Genomic DNA, 25,992 nt, shown 5'->3' with positions numbered 1-25,992 from the left:
ATGCGGGCATTTTTTTGCCTAAAATCCGCTAAAGTTTAACCGCCCTTTGCCGATGATTTGTTCAATTGACGTTCGCCCGGAAAGGAAAATCATTATGGCGGCATTGCAAACACTGGCAGGAAAGTTCGTTCATCTCACCGTGGGTAAAAAGCTCGGTCTCGGTTTTGGCCTGATGCTGTTACTGACGGCCATTATCGCCGGAACCGGCGCACAGTATCTGCATACCATCGAGTCCCGCGCCGATCGCATCGACTTCAGCAACAAGCTGAATGACGAGATCAATCAAGCCAAATACAACCGCGCGCTGTTCGGCCAAACCTATAAGCCTGAATACCTGAAAAATAACCGCACCAGCATCGAGAACGCGGTGAAGATGATTAACCAGGGTCAGGACCTGGACTGGGATCCCCAAAGCCGCAAAGACCTGCAGCGTTTGATGGAGCTGATCGGCCACTACCAGCAGCAGCAAAACGCTTTCGAGAAGGCGGTAGCGGCAAAGGATGCCGTGCGCCAAAGCTGGAACATGTCGGAAGTGCAAGACAGCCTGAATCAGGTAGAGCGTCAGCTTACCAATGGCGACCTGCAGCTGGCCTTCATTCAGTTGAACCAAAAACTGACCCTGGTGCGCTACGGCGCGCGCGGCCTGCTGTTGAGCCTGAGCAGCGAGTCCGAAGCCCCGCTGGTCGCGGCGATAGATGATGCCCGTAGCGCGGCCAACGCGCTCAGCCGGCGGCTCAACGACGCTCAGCGTCCTCTGCTCCAACCGCTGCTGACCGCGCTTGATGATTACAAGAACCGTATCCAGGCCTACCTGCCGGCTTATCAGAAGGAGCAAAACATCAGCCAGCAGTTGGGCAACAGCGCGCAGGAAGTCGGTACGCTGGTCAACGCCTTTATGCAGGATGAACTGACGCAAACCCATAACGATATCAACGCCGCGCAGCTGCAAATGGGCATCACCACGCTGGTTGCCATCATTGCCGGGCTGCTGATCGCCTGGCGCATCACGCTGCAAATCACCCGACCGCTGCAAAGTACGCTGGCGCTGGCGGAACGCATTGCCAGTGGCGATCTGCGGCAGGCGCAGACCAGCACCCGTCGCGATGAACTGGGGCAATTGCTGAATGCCGTGGCGGCGATGAGCCAGAACCTGCGCGACATGATTGAGAAAATCCAGATGGGCGTCAGCCAGGTGTCCACCGCCGCTGCGGAGATTGCCGCAGGCAATACCGATTTGTCCTCCCGTACCGAGCAACAGGCCGCCGCGGTGGAAGAAACCGCCGCCAGCATGGAACAGCTCACCGCCACGGTGAAACAGAACGCCGAAAACGCCCATCACGCCAATCAGCTGGCCACGGACGCCTCACAAACCGCCCAGCAAGGGGGCAAACTGGTGGAAAGCGTCGTCAGCACCATGCGCGACATTTCCAGCAGTTCGCAGCGAATCGCCGAAATTACCACCCTGATCAACGGTATTGCCTTCCAGACTAATATCTTGGCGCTCAACGCGGCAGTGGAAGCAGCGCGTGCCGGTGAACAGGGCCGAGGCTTCTCGGTGGTGGCCAGCGAAGTACGCAACCTGGCGCAGCGCAGCGCCCAGGCGGCAAAGGAGATCGAAGGGTTGATTACCGAGTCGGTCAGCCGGGTACAGACCGGCACCACTTTGGTGGAAAACACCGGCAACACCATGGAGCAGATCGTCCTGTCGGTCACCCATGTGCGCGACATCATGGCGGAGATCGCCGCCGCCTCCGACGAGCAGACCCGCGGTATTGCCCAAATTGGCCAGGCGATTGTGGAAATGGATCATACCACTCAGCAGAACGCCGCGTTGGTGGAGGAGTCTGCCGCAGCAGCCGACTCGCTGGAAGAACAGGCGGAAATGCTACTGCAAAGCGTCTCGGTATTCCGTTTGGCGGAACTTTCTGCACCGGCTGCCGTGAAAGGGACGGTGGTCAAGGCACCGACGATGAAAAAGCCCGCAGCCAGCACCGAAGCAGAAGATAACTGGACCACCTTCTAACGTTTACCCGCCCGAACCTTTCGGGCGGTTATTGTTCCCCCCGGCTAACTCAGGCTATGCTGAACCTTCGAAGCGAGACATGGAGGCGCATATGCATCACCCTGAGGTCTATATCGGTACCGTTCAACCCTACGAGGGCGGGCGGCCAAGCGGCATCGCCAAGCGCCTGGTGGACGGAATCATCAAGCTGACGCCCCTCGGCCTGGAAGGCGATGAGCAGGCGGAGAAAAGCTATCACGGCGGGCCGGACCGCGCGCTGTGTCACTATCCCCGAGAACATTATCAACACTGGCGCGAACAGTTCCCGACGCAGGCGGAACAGTTCAGCGCGCCGGCCTTTGGCGAAAATATTTCCACCCTGGGGCTGACCGAACACAACGTCTTTATGGGCGACATCTTCCGTTGGGGCGACGCGCTGATCCAGGTCACCCAACCGCGCTCTCCCTGCTTCAAGCTCAACTACCATTTTGATATCGACGACATCTCGGTGCTGATGCAACAAAGCGGCCGCTGCGGCTGGCTGTACCGCGTGATCTCCGCCGGTAAAGTCAGCGGCGAGCGCTCGTTGGAACTGGTAACACGCAGCAGCGATATCTCGGTCGCCGAGGCGATTGGCATCGCCTGGCATATGCCGTTTGATGAAGAGCAATATCGCCGTCTGCTGGCGGTGGCCGGGCTGTCCGCCAGCTGGAGTAAAACCATGCTGACGCGTATCAGTGAACACCGTATTGAAGACTTTAATCGCCGCTTGCTGGGCCGCTGAGAAACAGCGGCCGCGAAGGTAAAACGTGGCGCAGAATACTGCGTTAAGCCTTTTTACCGACCTATACTGTGATGCAACCCAACCGGCAACCTCTTTCAGGCAGGAGCAAAGTTATGACCTCCCCATCTCATTCGATCCACCATGCCGCAGCCGCTGGCTATCAGGCCAATTCCGATCGCTACGTTAAAGGGCGACCGGATTACCCACCGGAAGTTGCCGCTTGGCTGCGCGACACCCTCGGCCTGCATGCCGGTATGACGGTGATCGATCTCGGGGCCGGCACCGGCAAATTCACGCCCCGCCTGCTGGAAACCGGCGCTCAGGTGATCGCCGTTGAACCGGTGGCGCAGATGTTGGAAAAGCTGTCGATTGCGCTGCCGCAGGTGAAAACATTGGCGGGCACCGCGGAGTCGATCCCGCTGCCGGATGAATCAGTGGACGCCGTGGTCTGCGCACAGTCCTTCCACTGGTTCGCCACGCCGCAGGCGTTGGCCGAGATAAAGCGTATTCTCAAACCCGGCGGCAAGCTTGGCCTGGTGTGGAACATGCGCGATGCGCGCGTAAGTTGGGTGCGTAAGCTGAACCAGATTGTCGACCGTCACGAAGGCGACGCCCCGCGTTTTTACACCGGAGAATGGCGTAAACTTTTCCCGTTCAAAGGGCTGGATGCGCTGCAGGAGCAGGTATTTATGCTCGCCCACCAGGGTGCGGCAGAAGATGTGATTTATAACCGGGTGCGTTCCACCAGCTTTATCGCTGCCTTGCCGCCCCAGCAGCAGGAAGAAGTGATCGATGAGATCCGCCAACTGGTGGCAGAAGAAGAGGAATTGCAGGGCAAAGAAAACCTGACCGTGCCCTATCAGACCAAGGCGTATTTCACCACCAAGCTATGAAAACGGGGCGCCATCGACGGCGCCCCTGGCGATCAGAAAGCTTTTCTGGCGTAGCCGGTGACCACTTTCAGGCCCATTTCACGGCCCAGAGCGGTCATTGGGTGCACCACGATCAGGCCGCGCACGTTTTTCTTCAACGAGCCCATATCCGCCTGTTCTTTCTTGGTGATTTCACGGCTGAACGGCAGTTGGCTCAGCTTTTGCGCTTCTGCGCTCAGCTTTTCAACACGTACGCCTTTCAGGCGCTCGATTTCTGCCGCCAGCTTTTCTTTTTCTTTGGTGTGCTGGGCAATCAGATCGGGATTGCCCTGTTGGATCACCAGGGTGTCTTTGTGGTTCAGTGCGTCCAGCAGGTCGCTAAGGCGCTTAATCTCTGCCTTTTCTATCTCTTTCATGGTTTCTGGCCTGTTGTGCCTGTCGGCACGCTAATCAATGATGCCCACATTGTAGCAAAATGCGCGCGTCGTTACCCGTCTTGCGCAATGCCCGGCGGCAAGCCACTCATCTCGCAGGCTTTAGCCCCCACGCGTGCCAGCGCCTGGCTGTAGCGCGCATTAAACGGATAACAACAGGAGAGCCGCAACGCATTACGATAGCGGCCGCTGGGAGAATACAGCGTGCCAGGCGTCAGGCAGATCTGCTCCTCCAACAGCTGGTGGAACAGCGCTACGCTGTCGACCCCGTCCGGAAACTCCACCCAGAACACAAATCCCCCCGCCGGTTGCGTGGCTCGCGTACCGCGTGGAAAGTGACGTGCAATCAACCCTCGCGCCTCATCCACCTGGGCGGCATAGCGCTTGCGCAGGTTACGCAGATGATGATCGTAGCCACCGGTTTCCAGGAACATCGCCAGAGTTTCCGACAGCAACTGTGACTCGGACATTGACGACACCGCCTTCAGCTTGCGCAACGCATCGTTGAAACGTCCGCCGCTGATCCAACCGATGCGAAAATCCGGCGCCAACGTCTTGGTAAAGCTGGAACAAAACAGCACCCAACCGTCGCGGTCGAATGATTTCACCGCCGGGGAGAGTGCGCCACCGAACTGGATCTCCGCGTACAACCCGTCCTCAATTAGCGGCACCTGATGATCGTTCATCAGCCGCGCCAGGCGTTTTTTCGCCGCCAGCGGCATGGTGCAACCCAACGGATTTTGCACCGTCGGCATGGCGATCACCGCGTTCAGTCGTTTCTCGTTCAGCAACAGTTCCAGCGCGTCCAATGACAGCCCGTGTTGCGGATCGGTGGGGATTTCCAGCGCTTTCAGCCCCAGACTGGCCAGCAGCGGCAGCAGGTAAAAATAGGTCGGCGACTCCAGCCCGATACAGTCGCCCGGTTTGGTGGTTACCCGCAGCGCCAGTTGCAATGCTTCCATGCAGCCGTGCGTCAGCGTGATATCGCCCGGTTCCAGCAGCATACCCAGCGTCATCGAACGACGCGTGATCTGCTGACGCAGCCGCAGGCTACCGGGCGGCAGCGCGTACTGACCGATCAGGTTCGGCTGGCGACGCAGCTGCGATGAAAGCATCCGCCCCAATTTCCCACCGGGGTAAAAATCCGAGGTCTGTGGGCAGGCCAGCGAAAGGTTGGTGAATGCCGGGTTCTGCTGGGCGGCAAACACGGTGTCGATCAAGGCCAGCACATCGTCCGCCGGTGGCTCTATTCGGCTGCTGGTCGGCAAAGCGGCCTTCAACGCTGGCAGAGTGTTGCACACATAAAACCCCGACTGTGGCCGCGCCTCTATCAATCCGCGATCTTCCAGCGTGCGGTAAGCCGCGACCACGGTATTGATGCTGACGCTGTGGGTTTGCGCGCAGCGACGCACCGAGGGTAAACGGCTGCCGGGCAGCAGCGTACCGCGGCGAATGGCTTCCGCCAGCGTATCCGCCAGCTGTTGGTAGCGCGTTTCCGGCATTTCATCGAGCAGGGTCACAGTTTGTCTCCAGGCAATGGGTACAGTTTAACATTGGTATAACTGTATCCATAACAATAACTGGTTTTTGGTTCTGTCACCATCTATCAGCAGGTTTTATGCTGGTTCCCTTGCTCCCCCAGCCCTGTGAGGAACCCATTATGCTGGACTCCGCTTTTATCAGTTATGTCACTGTCATGTCGATCACCCCAGGTCCCAACAACCTGCTGCTGGCGTCGTCCGGCGTCAATTTTGGCCTGCGCCGTACTCTGCCGATGGTTTTTGGCATCAGCGTCGGCTGCGCAGTGCAGCTCGCCCTGACCACCACCCTGCTGGCGTTGATTTTGAGCTGGGCCGGTATGATCCGTTTTCCGTTGGCGGTGATCGGTTGTACCTATCTGCTGTGGCTATCCTGGAAGCTGTTCAAAGCGGCATCTCCGGACGGCAAACAGCAGGCGCAGCCGATGCGCTTAATCAACGGGGCGTTGTTCCAGGCTGTCAATCCCAAAGCCTGGCTGATGGCCATTAACGTCGCCATTCTGTTCACCCCGCGGGAAGGCGCCAGCCTCAGTCATACGTTGATGATTATTGCTGCCTTTACCGCGCTGAACATTCCCTGCGTCTTGGTCTGGGCGATATTGGGCGATCGCCTGCGTGATGCGCTGCGAGTGACCTGGAAACTGCGGTTGTTTAACGGCGTGATGGCGGGATTGATGGCAGCCACGGCACTGTGGCTGCTGTTCGACGAGTGGCGCGCGGCCTTTGCCTAACTGCGGCCGAGGGGAGAGAGCCGGGACGGTTGTTTGGCGCCGATACCGGCTATCAGATCGGTGACGGAAAGCACCATAGTGGAACGCAACACCTGTTGATAGCGCTGGCGCTGCATGGCGATCAGCGACTCTTCCGCTTCGCCGGGCTGCAGGAAAGTCGGCACCGGCGGCAACGCGGTCACGCAGTGCAACTCGCCGAACGGCCCGAGGATTTCATCATCGACAAAGCGGTATTCTGTCCCGTCGTGATTCAACTCTTCGCGCATCGCCATCAGCAACTCGGCATCTTCGTATTCGTGGCGGGAGATCACTCCCAGCCCGTACATCAGCTTCAGGCGCACCGACAACTCCCCCAGCGGACCGGCACCGGACAATAGCGGTTCGACGGCATACTTCACCGCATAATCGTCCTTGCGAAACACCTGCACCACCAGTACGTTGAGCGCTTCAGCCAGCAGCTCTACCGCCGCTATCAGGAAACTGCGCACCGTCTTGCCTGCGTTCAGCCTTTCCAGAACCTTATTTTCAAATGCCTGTGCTTCTTCCATCGTCGCTTTTCGAATGGCGTGGGAGGGGTATGCTGTATCGGCCACTAATTTAATACCATAGGCGTTATTGTCGCAGCCAGTTTGCGGGCGGACAGCGCGCAGAATCCGGAGCGTACACGTAGTACGTGAGGAATTCGAGCACTGCCCAACCGTAAAATGGCAAGTAAAATAGCCTATTGGCGCTGCATGGCGTTATACACAGCAATGGCCTGTTCTACAACCTCGCTTTCCGCCGGCAGGCCGGAAATTTGCGCCAGCGCCGCTTTTGGCCCCAGTTCAGCCAGCAGTTCCACCAGCTCTTTGGCCTGCGGATCCTGCTCGCTGCGGTAGCTCATGGCAGCGGCGATGCCCTGAATCAGGTTCGCGTGCGGCAGGCCGTATTCCAAAGTGCCCAACAGGGGTTTGATCAGACGATCGCCCGCGCTCAGCTTGCGCAGCGGTTGGCGCCCCACACGCTCAACGTCGTCGTGCAGATACGGATTCTCAAAACGACTGAGGATTTTGTCGATATAAGCGGCATGCTTGGCGGCGTCAAAGCCATAACGTTTGATCAATACCGCTCCGCTCTCTTCCATCGCCCCTTTCACTACGCGGCGGATCGCCGGGTCCAGAATGGCATCGCGAATGGTCTGCAGACCGGCCTGCTGGCCAAGATAAGCGGTGATGGCATGACCGGTATTGAGCGTGAACAACTTGCGTTCGACAAACGCCATCAGGTTATCGGTCAGCTCCATGCCGGCGATCGCCGGTGGCTGGCCCTTGAACTGGGTCTGGTCGACAATCCACTCGCTGAAGGTTTCCACCGTCACTTCCAGCGGATCGCTGCTGCCCGCTTCCGCCGGCGGCACAATGCGGTCAACCGCCGAGTCAACAAAGCCGACATGCTGCTCGACCCACGCCTGCTCGTCCTGCGGCAACGCATCGAACACATGTTGTTTTAACTGGCTGGTGCCGCGCACCATGTTTTCGCAGGCAATGATGTTCAGCGGTTGGTTGTTGCCCTGTTGATGACGCTTGATCAGCCCTTTGGCAATAGTACCGGCAATTTTACCCAGGATCTGCGGGCCCACGGCGGTCGTCACGATATCCGCTTCGGCGATCAGCGCTACCGCCTCTTCACTGCCACTGTTCACTGCGCTGACGTTGTTGACCGGCTCGACCCGCTCCTGTTCGCCGACCACGTGAACCTGGTAGCTTTTACGGCTGTTCAACAGATCCAACACCGTCTGGTTAACATCGGCAAAAGTCAGTTCGGCCTGCGCGTCCGCCAGCAGCTTGCCGATAAAACCACGCCCAATATTTCCCGCACCGAAATGTAATGCTTTCATATTCCTACCTTTCTAATGTCGAAGGGTGCAGCAAGCTGCACCCCTTAAAATGATTCTGTTATCCGGCTTTTTTGCCACTAAGCAGGTCCAGCACTTCCTGTACGCTGGTGGTATTCGCCAGCCGCTCGATGACGCCGTCGTCGTCCAGAGCATTGGTCAGGCTGGTGATCACCTGGATATGTTCGTTGTTGCGTGCGGCGATACCGATAACCAGTCGTGCCACCTCGTCCTCTTCATCGCCAAAGCGCACGCCTTGCGGGTACTGGCAGAACACCACGCCGGTGCGCAACACCCGGTCCTTGGCTTCGATGGTGCCGTGCGGCACGGCGATTGACTCGCCCAGGTAGGTTGAGGTGAGTTTTTCACGCTCCAGCATCGCCGCGACGTATTCCGGCTCAACGTAACCGCCTTTGACCAACTGCTCGCCGGCGAAGCGGATCGCCTGCTCCTTGTCGCTGGCCTGCAGATTAAGGAACACGTTGCTTTCGCTCAGTTTGAACAGGTTTTGCTCGGTGGCCTCAAAGCTGTCGTCCAGCGTGCTGATGACTTTCTGCTGGTTATCGGTGGTTTTATTGGCCGCCACCAGGCGCTCGGTCAGATCGTTGTACAGCTTGCTGTCGAGGAAATTGGTCAGCGAGATGTGTTGTGCCTGCGGCGCATGACGCATCGCGCGCTCAGTCAGGTCACGGTGAGTGATCACCAGATCCACATCATCCGGCAGGTTGTTGATGGCACTGTTGGTCACGGAGATATTTTTCAGCCCGGCGTCCGCCACTTTTTTGCGCAGTACCCCGGCCCCCATAGCGCTGGAACCCATGCCCGCATCGCAGGCAACGATGATTTTACGCACCGTGGTCAGGTCACCATCCACCGCTGCATGAGCCGCAGCACCGCCTTTAGACTGGGATTTCATCGCCTGTACGCGGCGAGTGGCCTCTTCCAGGTCATCCTCTTCTTTGGCTTTCGAAGTTTTCAGCAGGAACCCGGCAACCACAAAGGACACCACGAACGCTGCGGCTATCGCCGCCAGGTTGGCGAAGTAAGCGCCCTTAGGAGTCATCGCCAATACCGCCAGAATCGAACCCGGAGAAGCCGGAGACACCAGACCGCCGTTCAGCAGGGTCAGTGTGAACACGCCGGTCATACCGCCCAGGATCACCGCCAGCAGCAGGCGTGGATTCATCAGCACGTACGGGAAGTAAATTTCGTGGATACCACCGAAGAAGTGGATGATCGCGGCACCGCCGGCAGACTGCTTGGCACTGCCGCGGCCAAAGAACATGTAGGCCATCAGCACGCCCATACCCGGGCCTGGGTTGGCTTCAATCAGGAAGAAGATGGATTTACCGGTTTCGGTCGCCTGCTGAATGCCCAACGGCGAGAAGATACCGTGGTTGATGGCGTTGTTCAGGAACAGGATTTTCGCCGGCTCCACGAAGATTGACGCCAGCGGCAGCAGGTTGTTGGTCACCATGATGTTCACGCCGGTCGCCAGGATATGTGACAACCCTTCAACCAACGGGCCAATGGCCAAAAATGCCAGAATAGCCAGCAGCATACCGATAATGCCGGCGGAGAAGTTGTTCACCAACATCTCAAAGCCGCTTTTGATTTTGCCGTCTACCCAGCGGTCAAAATGCTTGATGGCCCAGCCGCCCAGCGGACCGGCAATCATGGCGCCGAGGAACATCGGCATATCGGCCCCGACAATCACGCCCATGGTGGTGATAGCGCCCACCACCCCACCGCGATCGCCTCCCACCAGACGGCCACCGGTAAAACCGATCAGCAGCGGCAGCAGGTAAGTGATCATTGGGCCAACCAGTTTGGCTAAGGTTTCGTTCGGCAGCCAACCGGTAGGAATGAATAACGCGGTGATGATACCCCAGGCGATAAAGGCGCCAATGTTAGGCATCACCATGTTGCTTAAGAAGCGGCCAAAGTTTTGAACTTTGACTTTGATGTCTGGTGAAAACATAAAACACACCCCTATTGTTACGCGCTGACAATAAGAGCGCGTGATTATTGTTGTTACGATCCAGCCGTGTTGTTGCTGTATGCGAAATGGACTCTATCACGCAGTTTTTACCGTGCGAACTTCACGGAATTTTTGTGACAAACATCACACTAACACCCCCATTATCGGGGCACTTATAGTGATCATGATCACAGTTACTCAGTGTAAAAAAGCCACAACGAGAACAAAATTCGCCTAAAATCCAATTAAATGTGATTTGAGTCACATTTAATTGATGCGCGTTTGTTTTTAAATTGTGATGGTGATCACAATCTATTTTTCAGTGGCTACCGAATCCTGGCTTGAAGAAGGTCTTCCCTGTGAGCATTCATCCCGTCGGGAAATAGCGGTGCGATGAATGAAAGAAAACTACATGTCGGAAATAGATGATTAATTGAAGTGTAGTACAGATGCGTGGTGCAAGAAGTGAGCAAGCCGTTGGAAAGTCAGAAGGGAATGGCAGAAGCCGGACTGCCGGCTTCTGCGTTTGGAGATTACTGAGTAACGCTGGAGACGATTTTCTGTGCGTTAAGTAAATCCTGCTGCTTGGCCACCAGATTCGACATCATGGTGTTGTACTGCGTTGCCTGCTGGGAAGTACGGAACTGCACGCCGTTATTATTAAAGGCCACCTGATTGCCCTGGGCACGCAGGAAATCCCCCACCTGAACCAGATCCTGAACGAAGCTGGCCGTGGTCGGAATCACCGGCATCAGCGCATTGGCCGGCCCGGTAACAATCTTGTCGTACGCCTGGTTATACACGGCTTTCAGATCGTCAGGTTGCTTCAGCGCTGTCCGGGCAGTATCCGCCTGCGACTTGGCTGACTGGATTTGCTGCCCCAGCAGGTTCAGCGCCCCAACGGACTGTTGCAGCGTATCGCGCTTGCTCATGTAGTCCTGTGCGGTGCGGATCTGGTTAATCTGATCCAACGCCGGCGTCAGGCTGGCATCCAGTGATTTGGACAACTGCTGAGAAAAACCGACCAGGATGGCGTAATCACCGGCATAGTTGCCGAACTTCTGTTTCTGATCTTCGCTCAGCGTCGGGATTTTCGCGCCGCTGCGCATCACCGTATTCTGGATGTAATCAATAAACGCCTTGCGTTGTTCCGGCTCTTTATCGCCGCAGGCAGTCAATTGCATGACCACCAACAATGCCAATACCGGGGCCAACCAACGCGCGAAAACTCTGCTCTTGATCCCTACCGCCATGTGACATAACTCCTGTTATAAACCTGCTTTTTCATCGGACTCCGTCCCTTTTGCTGCACTCCTTGCGCCTATAAGAATAGATCAACTGAATGCGATCCGATACGCGATTCACCTTTTGGTGGTTATTCTTGGGCGAAAGGCCAACATGCAAGACGCTATACGCGCTGGCAAGGGGCTACTGTACCGACTCAGGGGCATGATACACTTTTGTATCATTTATCACCGGGCCAAGCTGCGCATGTCATCCTATCAGCCACCGTTGACCATCAGCTCACGCATGCTGCATCTGGTAACCGATGTTGGCGATCGGCTTGCGCGTTTAAAAATGCAGGCTGAGCAAGAACATGCCTTACGGCTACGCCGCATCAACCGCATCCGTACCATTCAGGGCTCTTTGGCTATCGAAGGCAATACTTTAAGTGAAGAGCAGATCACCGCCATCATCGAAGGTAAACGTATCATTGCGCCACCTCGCGATATTCAGGAGGCGCTTAATGCCATTCGTTGCTATGGAAACTTGAACAACTGGCGTCCCATGCAGGAGGAGGATTTACTCGCTGCACACCGGCTGCTAATGGCTGGCCTATTGCCAGATGCCGGACATTACCGCCATGGCGGTGTCGGGGTGATGAACGGTAAAACCGTCATTCATATGGCGCCACCTGCGGAAAGGGTTTGCCAGTTAATTCGGCAACTGCTGCTCTGGTTAAAAGAGACCGACCTACCGCCGCTGATCGCAAGCTGTGTATTTCATTACGAATTTGAGTTTATCCACCCTTTCGCCGATGGTAACGGACGAATGGGCAGACTGTGGCAAACGCTGATCCTGTCACGTTGGGAGCCCTTGTTTGCCAACGTGCCGGTTGAAAGCCTGGTACATGACAATCAGTCCGGTTATTACCAGGCGCTGAACACCAGTAACCAACAGAGTGACTGCGCTCCCTTTGTCGAATTTATGCTGGGCATGATCTTGCGAGCGTTAGAACATAGCCTTACCCCCCAAGTCACCCCCCAAGTCACCCCCCAAGTCGCCGAACTTTTGGCGATACTGAAAGACGAGATGTCACGCGAGGAAATTCAGCATGCGCTGCAACTGCAGGATCGAAAATCTTTCAGTGAGCGTTATTTACGTCCTGCGCTAAACGCGCGGCTAATTGAAATGACCCTGCCCGAAAAACCCAACAGTCGCCTGCAAAAATACCGACTAACCGCTCAAGGTGTTTCGCTGCACCGACGGTAATAAAAAAGGCGCCCTAAGGCGCCTTTTCACGACAGAACCGCTTATTGCAGTACGGAGATATCCGCAACCTGCAGGAACAGCTCACGCAGCTTGCTCAGCAACGTCAGACGGTTTACACGCACCGCTTCGTCATCGGCCATCACCATCACGTTGTCGAAGAACGCATCGACCGGCTCACGCAGCTCCGCCAATTCCACCAGCGCATCCTGGTAGCGGCCTTCAGCAAAGAAAGGCTCCAGCTTATCGCGCAGCACCACCAGGTGGGTCGCCAGTTGGATCTCAGCCGCCTCTTTCAACACCGAAGCGTGAACGCGATCGTTCAGCGTATCGGTAGATTTGGCCAGGATGTTGGAGACGCGCTTGTTGGCCGCCGCCAGCGTCGTAGCCGCTTCCAGCGTACGGAAGTGAGTGACCGCCTTAACGCGTGCGTCGAAGTCCGCAGGCTTGGTCGGACGACGTGCCAGCACCGCTTGAATGGTGTCGACGGCGTGACCTTCTTCCTGATACCAGGCGCGGAAACGGCCCAGCATGAATTCGACAACTTCGTCGACGACCTTGGCGTTGGTCAGCTTGCTGCCGTACAGGCGCACGGCCTCTTCGGTCAGAGTCTGCAGATCCAGCGGCAGGTTTTTCTCAACGATGATGCGCAGCACGCCCAGCGCGGCACGGCGCAGTGCGAACGGGTCTTTATCACCTTTCGGATGTTGCCCAATGCCGAAGATACCGGCCAGGGTGTCCATCTTGTCGGCGATCGCCAGCGAACAGGCCACCAGCGATTCCGGCAGCGCATCGCCGGCAAAACGCGGCTGATACTGCTCGTTCAGCGCAACGGCAACGTCTTCCGCTTCGCCGTCATGACGCGCATAGTGCATGCCCATCACGCCCTGAGTGTCGGTGAATTCGAAGACCATATTGGTCATCAGATCGCACTTCGACAGCAGGCCCGCGCGGGTGGCGTGGTTAACGTCGGCACCAATTTGGCCGGCAACCCAGCCCGCCAGCGCCTGGATGCGATCGGTCTTGTCGCGCAAGGTTCCCAGTTGCTGTTGGAACAGCACGGTTTCCAGACGCGGCAGATTGTCTTCCAGGCGTTTTTTACGGTCGGTATTGAAGAAGAACTCGGCATCGGCCAGACGCGGGCGCACCACCTTCTCGTTACCGGAGATGATTTGCTGCGGATCTTTGGATTCGATATTGGCCACGAAGATAAAATTCGGCATCAGGTTGCCCGCGGCGTCATACACCGGGAAATACTTCTGATCGCCCTTCATGGTGTAGACCAGCGCTTCCGCCGGCACCGCCAGGAATTTCTCTTCGAATTTGGCCGTCAGTACCACCGGCCATTCCACCAGCGAGGCCACTTCTTCCAACAGGCTTTCGCTCAGATCGGCCTTGCCGCCAAGCTGCTGCGCTGCCAGCTCCGCATCGCGCTTGATCAGCGCCTTGCGGGTTTCATAATCGGCCACCACTTTACCGCGTTCCAGCAGGATCTGCGGATATTGGTCAGCGTTGTCGAGGGTGAGTTCGGCTTCACCCATAAAGCGGTGACCGCGAATAGTGCGGCCAGAATCGATGCCCAACACGGTGCCCGGGATCAGTTCTTCACCCAGCAACAGGGTCACGGTGTGTACCGGACGCACGAACTGCACGTCAGAATTACCCCAACGCATCAGTTTCGGGATCGGCAGCTTGGCCAACGAATTGCTGACCATGCCCGCCAGCAGCGCTTGCGCAGGCTGGCCTTTAACATGGGCGCGATACAGCAGCCATTCACCTTTATCGGTCACCAGGCGTTCGGCCTGATCGACGGTGATGCCACAACCGCGTGCCCAGCCTTCGGCCGCTTTGCTTGGCTTGCCTTCGGCGTCAAACGCCTGGGCAATGGCCGGGCCGCGCTTTTCGACTTCGCGATCGGCCTGCGCAGCGCGCAAGTCGGCCACTTTCAGCGCCAGACGGCGCGGTGCGGCAAACCAGCTCACTTCGCCATGTTCGAGATTGGCACTGTCGAGCTCAGCGGTAAAATTCGCGGCAAAGGATTCTGCCAGTGAACGAAGAGCCTTCGGCGGCAGCTCTTCCGTGCCGATTTCCACCAGGAAAGTCTGTTGAGTCATGGCTGCCTCTTAGTTCTCGTTCTTTTTGCACATTGGGAAGCCCAGCGCTTCGCGGGAAGCATAGTAGGCCTCGGCAACGGCTTTGGTCAGCGTGCGGATACGCAGAATATAACGCTGACGCTCGGTCACCGAGATCGCCTTGCGCGCATCCAGCAGGTTGAAGGTGTGGCCGGCCTTCAGAATACGTTCGTAAGCCGGCAGCGGCAGCGGTTTCTCCAGCGCCAGCAGCGATTGGGCTTCTTTCTCGTACTGCTCAAAGCAGGAGAACAGGAAGTCCACGTCGGCGTATTCGAAGTTATAAGTGGACTGCTCCACTTCGTTCTGGTGGAACACGTCTCCATAGGTGGTCACACCCAGCGGGCCGTTGCTCCACACCAGATCGTATACGCTGTCCACGCCCTGGATATACATCGCCAGACGTTCCAGACCGTAGGTGATCTCGCCGGTGACCGGTTTGCACTCCAGGCCGCCAACCTGCTGGAAGTAAGTGAACTGCGTCACTTCCATGCCGTTGAGCCAAACTTCCCAGCCCAGGCCCCAGGCGCCGAGCGTCGGGTTTTCCCAGTTATCTTCCACGAAGCGGATGTCGTGAATGGTCGGATCCAGACCCAGCTCTTTCAGCGAGCCCAGGTACAGTTCCTGAATGTTGTCCGGCGATGGCTTAATCACCACCTGGAACTGATAGTAGTGTTGCAAACGGTTCGGGTTTTCACCGTAGCGGCCGTCAGTCGGACGGCGGGACGGCTGCACGTAGGCGGTAGCCATTGGCTCCGGCCCCAGCGCGCGCAGGCACGTCATCGGGTGAGAGGTTCCCGCGCCGACTTCCATGTCCAGTGGTTGAACGATGGTGCAGCCTTGGCGCGCCCAATAGTCCTGCAGTGTCAGGATCAGGCCCTGAAAGGTCTTGGTATCAAACTTTTGCATGTTGAATTCGCACGCGATACAAGTGGATTTAAATGGGATGGGCCAGTATACCCGTTGACCGTAAGATATACAGCCAGAATCCCGCAACAAGTGTGAATCATCAAAGAAGCGCGGTCTTTTCGCGCACTAAAACGGGGCAAATGCCCCTCTGTAGCGCCTTTTCAGCGTCATAATCCCCCCAACTCCCCGGCCAGAAGACGTCACTCAGGCTGGCACCAACCTTGCTAGCGTCCTGATATCCCCCATTTCAGGAGATTCGCTGATGACAACCGCCTTAACCGACAGCCGCTATCGTTACCGCATTTTCGCCATGGTGTTCTTCATTGCACTGATCAACTACGTCGATCGCGGCGCACTGTCCTTCGCCGCCAACGATATCTCCCATGAATTCAACTTCAACAAGGCGCAGCTGGGCGCCGTGCTGGGCTATTTTGGCTTTGGCTATTTGTTCGGTTCGCTGTGCGGCGGTTTTCTGGCCGACCGTATCGGCACCAAAAAAGTCTGGCTGATCGCCGGGGCGCTGTGGTCGCTGCTGGAGATTGCGACCGCCTGGGCCGGCGAACTGGGCGTGGCGCTGTTCGGCGGTTCCGCCATTATGGGGTTTGCCGCACTGCGGATCATGTTCGGCTTTGCCGAAGGTCCGGCCTACGCGCTGATGAATAAAACCATCGCCAACTGGGCGCCGCGCAAAGAACGTGGCTTTTCGCTGGGTATCGGGTTACTGAGCACCCAGGTGGGTTCGCTGCTGACCGCGCCGCTGGCCGTGGGGTTACTGCTATTGACCGATGACTGGCGCAGCATGTTCATGCTGCTGGGCCTGTTTTCGCTGATCGCCATTTTGCTGTTTGCCCGTTTCTTCACCGACACGCCGCAGGAGCATCCTGAAGTCAACGCCGCCGAATTGGCCATCATCAGCGCCGATCAGGAAGCCGATAACGCACAAGCACCTCTGCCATGGTGGGCGTTTTTCACCAACCGCACGCTGGTATTTAACGCGCTGGGTTACTTCTCATTCCTTTACGTCACCTTTGTATTGGTGACCTGGGGCCCCAAATACCTGCAGGATACTTTTAACTACGATCTGCATTCGCTGTGGTACGTGGCGATGATCCCGTGGAGCGGTGCCTGCTTCACCGTGCTGCTCGGCGGCCGCATCGCCGATGCGCTGTTGAAACGCTTTGGCAACTTGCGGCTGGCGCGCAACCTGTTTGCGGCAGTCACCTTGTTGCTGACCGCCACCTGCTTCGTCTTGATCCCCTTTATGAGCACGCCGACCGAAATCATTTTGTTGATGACGCTGGGCAATGCGCTGAATGCGCTGGTCAATAACGTGTATTGGTCGGTGGTGATAGACGTCACGCCGAAAGCTTCGGTGGGGGCTTACAGCGGCATGACGCTGGCGATCGCCAATATTGCCTCGATCACCGCGCCGATGCTGAGTGGTTGGCTGGCACAGCATCACGGCTATGGCGCCATGTTCTTCGCCACCGCCGTGGTGTCTTTCTGCAGCATGCTGTGCATGACGCTACTACAGCCGGAAAAAAAGATTATGGCAGATATCACGCTGCCCAACCGCCCAGGTATGCAGCAAACGGCCCCCTAAGCGATCGGGCATCGACACTCAAAAACGGGCGCTGACCCCGACGTTATACATAAACTGTTCGCCACTGCTCAGGCCGCCGGTCTGAGAAACGGTGGCGAACGCCGCCACCTGATCGGTCAACGGCATATTCGCCCCCAGCGTCACATCCACCCAGTTTTTATCCTGGCTGGCGCTGTCGCGAGTGAACGAAGTCTGCGTGGACTTCAGGCCACCGCCGGCACGGTAAACGTCATCACCAAACTGATGCTGATAGCTCACCTCAGCATAGGGATTAAACAGGCCGAACTTGCTGTCCAACCGCCAACCTAACGCACCGATCTGCGAATGGTAGGTCTGATCGTTAAAGCGCATGGCGGTGCTGTCATTGCCGTCTTCGCTGTAACCGGAGACGTTGCTGTAATCCCAGGCAAACTGTGCCATCGGTCCGGTGGTCAGGTAAGAGGTGACGGGGAAATCGTAACCGGCGGTGATCCGCGCCCCCCACTGCTTGCCGTCGGTGCTGCCGGTTTCTGTACGGGTTAACGCCCCAAGCTGCATGCTGCGGCGAATATCATCGTAATTCATCGTCGCATAGTGCAGATCGGCATTCACCCAACCGTTTTCAAACAGCTCAAGGGCGGTAAAGGCGGAAAATAACAGGCCACGCGCTTTGTAGTCGTAGCGGCTGGAGGGCTGTTGATCGTCATTGGAGCCGGAAATCAGCGCGCCGATCAGCCAGCCGTCGGTCAACTGGTAATCCACCCCTACCGTCAGATTATGAGTAGTGGCATTGCCGTCGCCCGCCGCCAGATTGGAAGAATAATCATAGTGCTGCCCGGCATAGCCTCCGAACACGCCCAGCGATCCTTGCGGGTTTTCGCCACTGCGCAACTGTTGAAAACGGCTGTCGAGGGTAGCACGGCTGTCACGCGCCATGGCCGCCGTCGCCTGATTCAGCGCCACCACCTGCGCAGGACCGTCGAGCACCGCCTGAATGTAATCGGCAATCAACAGATGCGCCTGCGGGCTGGGGTGGAAATGGTCGGCGAACAGGTAGGCCTGGCTGCTATCAAAACCCGGCATGGTAGAACGGCACACCGCAGAGGAGACGCCCGGCGGACAGGCCATGCCTGCGGTATTGGTGAAGCCAAACTGCGCCGGGTTGGCAATCGCCTCGCCAAACAGTTTGTTCACGTCAACCCGGACGATGTTCCCGCCCCCCTGCGCCAGCAGGTGGTCTTCGCTTTGGTTATAGAAATCGGTCAGTTGTGCCGCCTGCGCGCTGAGGCTGTCATAGGCTGCAATCAGCTGTGCGGCAATCGCCTGCTGCACCTGGGGGATCGCGCTGCCCTGCGCCGCTGCCGCCGTCAGGGCCTGATGGATAGCCTCGGCACGTGAAGCGTTATCCGGCGTGGCCAGCGAATTCAGGGTGGCGTAGGCCGCCTGAACCGCTGCGTTTTGCACCGCCGTCAACGCCTGCTGGATGATCAGTTCCATCAACTGCGGCGTGGAACCAATATTCGGCACCGTCGGCACGATCACCGTACCGGCACCGGCATTCAGCAATGAATGAACCTGCGCGGCCGCCGCCGCTGCGCTGTTGTAGGCTACGCCCGGCGCGGTCGTCGGGTTTAATGCCGCCGCCGCCAGGTCGTTGCCGCCAATCCAGTGTATATACAGGCCATCGCCGTCAGCCCGTCCATTGACCTGACCGAGGTAGCTCTGCACCTGATCCTGCGTATTGTCCGCCGGGTTGAGCGCCGGCACCGCCACGCCCCCGCCGGCGGCGTAGTTATTGCCGCCATCGTCCGAAGCCACTAACGCCGCGCCGATGCGTTGCGCCAGTACTTCGTCGTATAACAGATGTTTATTGCTGTCATAGGTAAAGCGGCCATTGTTACCGGTATCGCTCAGACTGTCGCCGAAGACGTAGAGTTGGTCATAAGCCAGCACCGGGGTCGTCATACTGCATAATATCGCCACTGCAAGCACCGCCGGGCGGGGCAGACAGGTTATTTTAAGAGGCATGAATAGACTCCTGAGAGCCAGCAAATGAAGGAAAATACGTTTTTATCATTGGCCTTTTTACCTGCCGGCCATCTAGTAAATATTGCTGGCTTTTCCCCCACGTCAAGCCGACTGATGATAAAACAATCAGGGGCTTGCCAAGTTCACCACTTCAGGTAATGATTACTGTAAATAAACACAGCACAAGGACAGTCAGTATGGCCAATGAACGTTGCGGTTGGGTGACGGCGGATCCGTTATATCTCGAGTATCACGACAAGGAATGGGGCGCACCAACCACCGATGCGCGCGAGCTGTTTGAAATGCTATGCCTTGAAGGCCAGCAGGCCGGGCTGTCCTGGATCACCGTGCTGAAAAAGCGTGAGAATTACCGGCGCGCCTTCCACAATTTTGATCCGCAGCGCGTGGCCGCTATCGATGAACAAGAGATAGCCGCGCTGTTGCAAGACAGCGGCATTATCCGCCACCGGGGCAAAATTGAAGCCATCATCGCCAATGCCAAAGCCTATCTGGCCATGGAAGCGGCCGGGGAAGATTTTGTCACTTTCATCTGGTCATTTGTCGACGGCGAACCGCAGCTCAACAGTTGGCAGCAACTGAACCAGGTGCCGGCGAAAACCGAACGCTCGGACGCGATGTCCAAGGCACTGAAAAAACGCGGCTTCAAATTTATCGGCTCCACCACCTGTTACGCCTTTATGCAGGCCAGCGGGTTGGTGAACGATCATCTCACAGGATGCCTCTGCTACCCAAAGCCGCAGTGATCCGCCCCTGCCACCCGGCAGATATGGAACGGTTAATGGCCTTGTGGTTGCCCAGCACCATTGCTGCGCACCCGTTCGTCAAGGAAAGCTACTGGCAAGAAAGCGCGACGCTGGTGCGGGAAAACTATCTGCCGCGAGCGCAAAGCTGGGCCTATTGGCATCAAGGGGAAATCGTCGGGTTTATCAGCGTGTTGGATCAACGCTTTATTGGCGCACTGTTCGTTGAACAGGCTTTTCACGGCCATGGCGTAGGACAGGCGCTGATGGCGCACGTACAACAGCGCTATCCCCAGCTAAGCCTGGAGGTGTATGAGCAAAACCTGCGCGCCTGCGCGTTCTACCACAAGCTGGGTTTTCAGGTGACGCAGCGTCTGTTTAACGAAGAAACTCAGGCCTATACCTTAATCATGAACTGGCCGTCCGCAGTTTAAATCTTGTCACTTCCGGCTAAAAAAGGCGCATCCCGCACCGGGATGCGTTCAATTCAGAATCCGCTGCATGGTATTCCCTCGCTTTTTGCCGGATAACAGGCTCAAGCCCGTTATCCGCTTATATTTTGTCACGTTTTTTTCCGGAACTGCCGGAAAGTATCCGCGTCATAGTAGCGCCTCGGCACGTCTTGGCATGCCGACAACGGTTTTTTAGCGCCCCCAAATTGGATTGGCGCACCCAGATTCTGATGCCACAAAGGAAAAAAGATGAAAAAACGCATTGCGATTATTGCCGGCGCGGTGAGCGTGGCGCTCACGCTGTCAGCCTGTACCACTAACCCGTACACCGGGGAATCCGAAGCCGGTAAATCCGGTATTGGCGCAGGCCTGGGCGCCGCGCTGGGTGCCGGCGTTGGCGTGCTGTCCTCGTCGAAAAAAGACCGCGGCAAAGGCGCACTGATCGGCGCAGCGGCAGGTGCAGCATTGGGCGGCGGTGCCGGCTATTACATGGATGTGCAGGAAGCCAAGCTGCGCGACAAAATGAAAGGCACCGGCGTCAGCGTTACCCGTCAGGGCGACAATATCGTGCTGAACATGCCGAACAATGTCACCTTTGACAGCAGCAGCGCCACCCTGAAACCGGCGGGTGCCAACACCCTGACCGGCGTTGCCATGGTACTGAAGGAATACCCGAAAACGGCGGTTAACGTGGTCGGCTACACCGACAGCACCGGCTCCCGTTCACTGAACATGACCCTGTCGCAGCAACGTGCCGACGGCGTTGGCAGCGCGTTAATCACCCAGGGCGTGGCGGCTAACCGCATTCGCACCACCGGGGCAGGCCCGGATAATCCGATCGCCTCCAACAGCACGGCAGAAGGCAAGGCGCAAAACCGTCGCGTCGAGATCACCCTCAGCCCGCTGCAATAATCCCGAGCGGGGCACAATGCCCCGCCATTTTTATCCTGTCGATCCCCTTCCCGTATCCCATTCAACATTCCCGGCTATACATTCTGTGTGATAGTCTCCTTGGCAATTAACCTCAGGGGAGATCGGTTGTGAGCAGTGTTAAGGCAATACGCGCCTCGGGGCGGGCCACCATCAGCGATGTGGCGAAAACCGCCAAGACCGGTAAAACCAGCGTATCGCGCTACTTGAATGGTGAGCAGCACCTGCTTTCTGACGATCTCAAACAGCGCATCGAGCAGGCTATCCTCCAGCTCGACTACCGTCCAAGCCAGATGGCGCGGAGCCTGAAAGGGGGACAGACGCGGCTGATTGGCCTGATCATCGCCGATATAACCAACCCCTATTCGGTGGACGTGATGCGCGGCATCGAAGCCGCCTGCCGTCAGCACGGCTTTACCCTGCTGGTGTGTAACACCAACAACGAAGTCAATCAGGAACAGCACTACCTGCAACTGCTCAGCAGCTACCGGGTAGAGGGCATTGTGGTCAACGCCGTCGGTATGCGCGAAGAGGCGTTATCGACGCTGCAACAATCCATGCTGCCGATGGTACTGATCGACCGAAAAATTCATGATTTCGCCTGCGATGTGGTGGGCCTCAACAACCACGAGGCCGCGACGACCGCCACGGAACACCTGCTGCAACAGGGTTTCGAAGCCATTTTGTTTCTCAGCGAGCCCATTGGCACGGTCAATACCCGCCTGGAGCGGCTGCACGCGTTTAACCAAACCATGGCGCAACATGCCGGGCTGTTGGCCGAACAGGCCGAAGTTCCGCTGAACGACGTCAAGCTGCTGGAAGGGGTGCTCGGCGACTTCAATACTCGCCATCGCGGCATGCGCAAAGCGGTGATTTCCGCCAACGGTGCCCTGACCCTGCAGGTAGCACGCGCCATGCGTCGACTGGGTATCCAATGGGGCAGCGATATCGGCCTGCTGGGCTTTGACGAACTGGAATGGGCCGAACTGGCCGGCGTGGGCATCACCACGCTGAAACAGCCGACCTATCAGATGGGCCACGCCGCGCTAGAGCAACTGGTGCAACGCATTCAGGGTCTGGATACCCCCATCACCGAGCAGATGTTCCCTGGTGAACTGATCGTGCGCGGCTCCACCACCCGATAATCCCCTTCTTTCCTGCTCAGGGCGCGACATACGGCGCCCCAGCCACATCCTCCTCAGACTATTTTTTGCTCATGTTCGTGATTGCGATCATATTTTTACACTCTGTCGCTTTCGCATGGAACCGGTACCATTTAACGTATGGTTAACAGCAGCGGTGGGATAACGCCACCACAGGAGCAAAAAATGACAAGAGAAATTATCGTGGTGACCGGTGCCTACGGCACCGATACCGTCCAACAGCTCGGCGGCCAGACCGCATTATTGCCGATCATTGCCGATGCCGGCGCCGACGGTGTAGAGATCCGCCGCGAACTGTTTTCTGCCCAGGAGCTGGAAAACCTGCCGGCACTGGCTCAGGCCATCGAACAACAGCAGCTGTTTGCCGTTTACTCTGCGCCTGAGGCTCTGTTCACTCCACAACATACGCTCAACCCGAACCTGCCGGCACTACTGGCGGAAGCCCAAACGCTGAACGCGCGTCAGTTGAAACTCTCGCTTGGACATTACCAGCCGGGCTTCGACTTTACCGAACTGAAAGTGGCACTGGAGCAACATCCGGTCAGCCTGGTGGTCGAGAACGATCAAACGCCTGACTGCGGGATTTTGTCGCTGCTCAACGCCTTTTTCCACGCCGCAGAAGATAACCGTCTGCCGGTCAGCATGACGTTCGACATGGCCAACTGGCACTGGGTGGGGCAAGACGCCTTCGCCGCCGCCGATCGCCTGGCCCGCCACGTCAGCTACGTTCACGTTAAAGCCGCAACTCATAGCCTGAAAGGCTGGCGTGCCGTGGCGCTGGATGACAGCGACGGCAAATGGCGCGATCTGCTGACTCGCCTGCCGCTGGACGCACCACGCGGCATTGAATTCCCACTGCAAGGTGACAGTCTGGAAGACGTGACCCGCTACTACGTTAACCTTTTGCGCGCGGAGTAAACATCATGACAACGCTGACTACCGCGCATCGCGCGCAACTGGACGTCGTCACTCTGGGTGAAGCCATGGCGATGTTCGTGGCAACCCAAACCGGCGATCTGGCGGAAGTGGACAACTTCACCAAACGCATTGCCGGCGCCGAGCTGAACGTCGCAATCGGCCTGGCTCGTCTGGGGCTGAACGTCGGCTGGGTCAGCCGCGTCGGCAACGACACTTTCGGCCGCTTCACCCTGCAGCAGTTGAAAAAAGAAGGCATCAACGCCCAGCAAGTGACGGTGGATGCTAATTATCCGACCGGTTTTCAGATCAAATCTAAAACCTCCGATGGTACCGATCCCAGTGTGGAGTATTTCCGCAAAGGCTCGGCGGCCAGCCACCTGTCGGTCGACGACTTCAACCGCGATTACTTTGGTTCCGCACGCCACCTGCACCTGAGCGGCGTGGCGGCAGCGCTGTCCGGTCAATCGCTGGCGCTGTGCAACCACGCGGCGCGCGAGATGCGAGCGATGGGCAAAACCATTTCATTTGACCCCAATCTGCGCCCGGTGTTGTGGTCCAGCCAACAGGTGATGATCGAGCAGCTGAACAAGCTGGCGTTTGCCGCCGACTGGGTGCTGCCGGGGCTGAAAGAAGGGCAAATTCTTACCGGCCAGTCGACACCGGAAGGGATTGCCGATTTTTATCTGGAGCGCGGCGTACAGGCGGTGATCATTAAAACCGGCCCGGACGGCGCCTGGTTTAAAACCGCAGCGGGCGATCAGGCGGCGGTAGCCGCAATCAAAGTCAGCAATGTGGTGGATACCGTAGGTGCAGGAGACGGCTTTGCCGTCGGGACCATCAGCGCCCTGCTGGAAGGCAAAACGCTGAAACAGGCGGTGCAACGCGGCAATAAAATCGGCTCGCTGGCCATTCAGGCCATCGGTGACAGCGAAGGGTTGCCGACCCGCGCGGCACTGGCTGAATAAATATAACAAAACAATATCAGTTAATAGCCTTCTCCGAACGGCTGATGTCTCTGGCCCTACAACCAGATCCGCCGGGAGAGCACCACGACACCACTGAAGGAATCTGAACATGACCAAAGCGACTATCGCGGCTAAACGCTGGTGGTACATCATGCCCATCGTGTTTATCACCTACAGCCTGGCCTATCTCGACCGAGCCAACTTCAGCTTTGCCTCGGCGGCTGGCATCAATGACGATCTGGGCATCACCAAAGGCATGTCATCGCTGCTGGGCGCGCTGTTTTTCCTCGGCTATTTCTTTTTCCAAATCCCGGGGGCGATCTATGCCGAACGCCGCAGCGTTAAAAAACTGATTTTCTGGTGCCTGATCCTGTGGGGCGCCTGCGCCTCGCTGACCGGCATGGTCAGCAATATCCCGATGCTGGCGGCCATCCGTTTTATCCTCGGCGTGGTGGAAGCCGCGGTGATGCCGGCAATGCTGATTTACATCAGCAACTGGTTCACCAAGTCCGAACGTTCGCGTGCCAATACCTTCCTGATCCTCGGTAACCCCGTCACCGTGCTGTGGATGTCGGTGGTTTCCGGCTACCTGATCCATGCCTACGGCTGGCGTGAAATGTTCATCTTTGAAGGCATTCCGGCGGTGATCTGGGCCTTCTGTTGGTGGGTGCTGGTCAAAGACAAACCGGCGCAGGCCAAATGGTTGAGCGATGAAGAAAAGCTAGCCCTGCAGCAGCAGTTGGAAGAAGAGCAGAAGGGCATCAAAGCGGTGCGTAACTACAGCGAAGCCTTCCGCTCACGCAACGTGATCCTGCTTTGCGTCCAGTACTTCGCCTGGAGCATTGGCGTGTATGGCTTCGTGCTGTGGTTGCCTTCTATCCTGCGCAGCGGCATGGAAATGGGCATGGTGGAGGCCGGCTGGCTGTCGGCGGTGCCTTACCTGGCGGCGACCATCGCCATGATCCTGGTGTCCTGGGCTTCGGACAAAATGCAAAACCGTAAGCTGTTCGTCTGGCCACTGCTGCTGATTGGCGCGCTGGCGTTCTTTGGTTCTTATGCCGTAGGCGCCAACCATTTCTGGATCTCTTATGCCCTGCTGGTGATTGCCGGTGCGGCAATGTACGCCCCTTATGGGCCGTTCTTCGCCATCATTCCCGAGATGCTGCCGAAAAACGTCGCCGGCGGTGCCATGGCATTGATCAACAGCATGGGCGCGCTGGGTTCCTTCTTCGGTTCCTGGTTCGTCGGTTACCTCAACGGCGCAACCGGCAGCCCGGCAGCTTCGTATATGTTTATGGCCATTGCGCTGCTGGTGGCCGTGGTGGTGACGCTGATCGTCAAGCCCGCTCGCAACGAGGCTCACCCACAACTGGCTTAGTCTCGTTATAATTTATTTTCTGTTGAATATACCCAATGGATTTCAGGCTGCAGCCAGGCGACAAACGAACTT

22 protein-coding genes are annotated in these 25,992 nt (G+C 57.4%); 13 read left to right on the top strand and 9 right to left on the bottom strand.

Annotation, left to right across the window (positions count from 1 at the left end):
* The first annotated feature begins 94 nt into the window (after nt 1–94).
* The 3 genes from AAZT04_RS21075 to AAZT04_RS21065 all read left to right on the top strand — a co-directional run bounded on the left by AAZT04_RS21075 (nt 95) and on the right by AAZT04_RS21065 (nt 3,679).
* Entirely contained in the window at nt 95–2,023 is a 1,929-nt protein-coding gene (locus AAZT04_RS21075; protein ID WP_048759385.1) for a methyl-accepting chemotaxis protein, read from the top strand.
* A gap of 91 nt (nt 2,024–2,114) precedes the next feature.
* Nucleotides 2,115–2,786 carry a 6-hydroxyaminopurine reductase gene (gene yiiM / locus AAZT04_RS21070; RefSeq protein ID WP_434681605.1) on the top strand — a complete coding sequence of 224 codons (672 nt, stop codon included), beginning with the start codon at nt 2,115–2,117 and terminating at the stop codon, nt 2,784–2,786.
* Between the two features lie 113 nt (nt 2,787–2,899).
* Complete coding sequence (locus AAZT04_RS21065) at nt 2,900–3,679, top strand: methyltransferase domain-containing protein (protein ID WP_020824673.1); 780 nt, start codon at nt 2,900–2,902, stop codon at nt 3,677–3,679.
* Nucleotides 3,680–3,711: 32 nt separating this feature from the next.
* Here the strand turns inward: AAZT04_RS21065 and AAZT04_RS21060 are convergent, their stop codons facing one another.
* The gene (locus AAZT04_RS21060) at nt 3,712–4,074 is read right to left on the bottom strand and encodes a YibL family ribosome-associated protein (protein ID WP_020824672.1); all 363 of its coding nucleotides are present in this window, start codon (nt 4,072–4,074) and stop codon (nt 3,712–3,714) included.
* Between the two features lie 71 nt (nt 4,075–4,145).
* Nucleotides 4,146–5,612 (bottom strand): PLP-dependent aminotransferase family protein, encoded by a 1,467-nt coding sequence (locus AAZT04_RS21055; protein ID WP_020824671.1) that lies wholly within the window; start codon nt 5,610–5,612, stop codon nt 4,146–4,148.
* Between the two features lie 140 nt (nt 5,613–5,752).
* Here AAZT04_RS21055 and AAZT04_RS21050 point away from each other — a divergent pair, with 140 nt between their 5' ends.
* Complete coding sequence (locus tag AAZT04_RS21050; protein ID WP_129982601.1) at nt 5,753–6,361, top strand: LysE family translocator; 609 nt, start codon at nt 5,753–5,755, stop codon at nt 6,359–6,361.
* Here AAZT04_RS21050 and AAZT04_RS21045 read toward each other — a convergent pair.
* The 4 genes from AAZT04_RS21045 to AAZT04_RS21030 form a co-directional block, all read right to left on the bottom strand.
* On the bottom strand, nt 6,358–6,909 hold the full coding sequence (locus tag AAZT04_RS21045) for an MltR family transcriptional regulator (RefSeq protein WP_020824669.1): 552 nt from the start codon (nt 6,907–6,909) through the stop codon (nt 6,358–6,360). The genes AAZT04_RS21050 and AAZT04_RS21045 overlap by 4 nt on opposite strands.
* A gap of 173 nt (nt 6,910–7,082) precedes the next feature.
* Nucleotides 7,083–8,237, bottom strand: a complete 1,155-nt coding sequence (locus AAZT04_RS21040; RefSeq protein ID WP_020824668.1) for a mannitol-1-phosphate 5-dehydrogenase — start codon at nt 8,235–8,237, stop codon at nt 7,083–7,085.
* Nucleotides 8,238–8,295: 58 nt separating this feature from the next.
* Complete coding sequence (locus AAZT04_RS21035; protein ID WP_046374816.1) at nt 8,296–10,215, bottom strand: PTS mannitol transporter subunit IICBA; 1,920 nt, start codon at nt 10,213–10,215, stop codon at nt 8,296–8,298.
* 533 nt (nt 10,216–10,748) lie between these two features.
* On the bottom strand, nt 10,749–11,468 hold the full coding sequence (locus AAZT04_RS21030; RefSeq protein WP_020824666.1) for a DUF3053 domain-containing protein: 720 nt from the start codon (nt 11,466–11,468) through the stop codon (nt 10,749–10,751).
* Nucleotides 11,469–11,745: 277 nt separating this feature from the next.
* On the opposite strand from AAZT04_RS21030, the gene AAZT04_RS21025 reads away from it, so the two are divergent.
* Nucleotides 11,746–12,708, top strand: coding sequence for a Fic family protein (locus tag AAZT04_RS21025; protein ID WP_434681601.1), 963 nt, complete (start codon nt 11,746–11,748; stop codon nt 12,706–12,708).
* Between the two features lie 41 nt (nt 12,709–12,749).
* Here AAZT04_RS21025 and glyS read toward each other — a convergent pair whose 3' ends face one another.
* Complete coding sequence (gene glyS / locus AAZT04_RS21020; protein ID WP_020824664.1) at nt 12,750–14,819, bottom strand: glycine--tRNA ligase subunit beta; 2,070 nt, start codon at nt 14,817–14,819, stop codon at nt 12,750–12,752.
* Nucleotides 14,820–14,828: 9 nt separating this feature from the next.
* The gene (glyQ, locus tag AAZT04_RS21015; protein WP_020824663.1) at nt 14,829–15,743 is read right to left on the bottom strand and encodes a glycine--tRNA ligase subunit alpha; all 915 of its coding nucleotides are present in this window, start codon (nt 15,741–15,743) and stop codon (nt 14,829–14,831) included.
* Between the two features lie 262 nt (nt 15,744–16,005).
* Between glyQ and AAZT04_RS21010 the strand changes: the two genes are divergently transcribed.
* Nucleotides 16,006–17,346 (top strand): MFS transporter, encoded by a 1,341-nt coding sequence (locus AAZT04_RS21010; RefSeq protein WP_116928090.1) that lies wholly within the window; start codon nt 16,006–16,008, stop codon nt 17,344–17,346.
* 18 nt (nt 17,347–17,364) lie between these two features.
* On the opposite strand, the gene AAZT04_RS21005 is transcribed toward AAZT04_RS21010, so the two are convergent.
* Complete coding sequence (locus tag AAZT04_RS21005; RefSeq protein ID WP_434681598.1) at nt 17,365–19,353, bottom strand: autotransporter outer membrane beta-barrel domain-containing protein; 1,989 nt, start codon at nt 19,351–19,353, stop codon at nt 17,365–17,367.
* Between the two features lie 197 nt (nt 19,354–19,550).
* On the opposite strand from AAZT04_RS21005, the gene AAZT04_RS21000 reads away from it, so the two are divergent.
* From AAZT04_RS21000 to AAZT04_RS20970, 7 genes are all read left to right on the top strand, one after another.
* A complete protein-coding gene (locus tag AAZT04_RS21000) occupies nt 19,551–20,117 on the top strand; it encodes a DNA-3-methyladenine glycosylase I (protein ID WP_046374820.1) in 567 nt (188 codons plus the stop codon).
* The gene (locus AAZT04_RS20995) at nt 20,114–20,548 is read left to right on the top strand and encodes an N-acetyltransferase (protein ID WP_170868541.1); all 435 of its coding nucleotides are present in this window, start codon (nt 20,114–20,116) and stop codon (nt 20,546–20,548) included. The genes AAZT04_RS21000 and AAZT04_RS20995 overlap by 4 nt, the downstream gene beginning before the upstream one ends.
* Before the next feature lie 267 nt (nt 20,549–20,815).
* A complete protein-coding gene (locus tag AAZT04_RS20990; RefSeq protein WP_020824658.1) occupies nt 20,816–21,478 on the top strand; it encodes an OmpA family lipoprotein in 663 nt (220 codons plus the stop codon).
* 128 nt (nt 21,479–21,606) lie between these two features.
* Complete coding sequence (locus tag AAZT04_RS20985) at nt 21,607–22,641, top strand: LacI family DNA-binding transcriptional regulator (protein ID WP_390901561.1); 1,035 nt, start codon at nt 21,607–21,609, stop codon at nt 22,639–22,641.
* 183 nt (nt 22,642–22,824) lie between these two features.
* Nucleotides 22,825–23,577, top strand: a complete 753-nt coding sequence (locus AAZT04_RS20980; RefSeq protein WP_115057910.1) for a sugar phosphate isomerase/epimerase family protein — start codon at nt 22,825–22,827, stop codon at nt 23,575–23,577.
* Between the two features lie 5 nt (nt 23,578–23,582).
* A complete protein-coding gene (locus AAZT04_RS20975) occupies nt 23,583–24,542 on the top strand; it encodes a sugar kinase (RefSeq protein ID WP_046374822.1) in 960 nt (319 codons plus the stop codon).
* Nucleotides 24,543–24,651: 109 nt separating this feature from the next.
* On the top strand, nt 24,652–25,920 hold the full coding sequence (locus tag AAZT04_RS20970) for an MFS transporter (RefSeq protein WP_116691505.1): 1,269 nt from the start codon (nt 24,652–24,654) through the stop codon (nt 25,918–25,920).
* Nucleotides 25,921–25,992: the final 72 nt, after the last annotated feature.

It is taken from the genome of Serratia sp. Je.1.23.a (genome assembly GCF_051129805.1).
Taxonomy (GTDB): domain Bacteria; phylum Pseudomonadota; class Gammaproteobacteria; order Enterobacterales; family Enterobacteriaceae; genus Serratia; species Serratia liquefaciens.
Note: the sequence above shows the minus strand (reverse complement) of the source record. Positions and strands in the feature narration are given on the sequence as shown.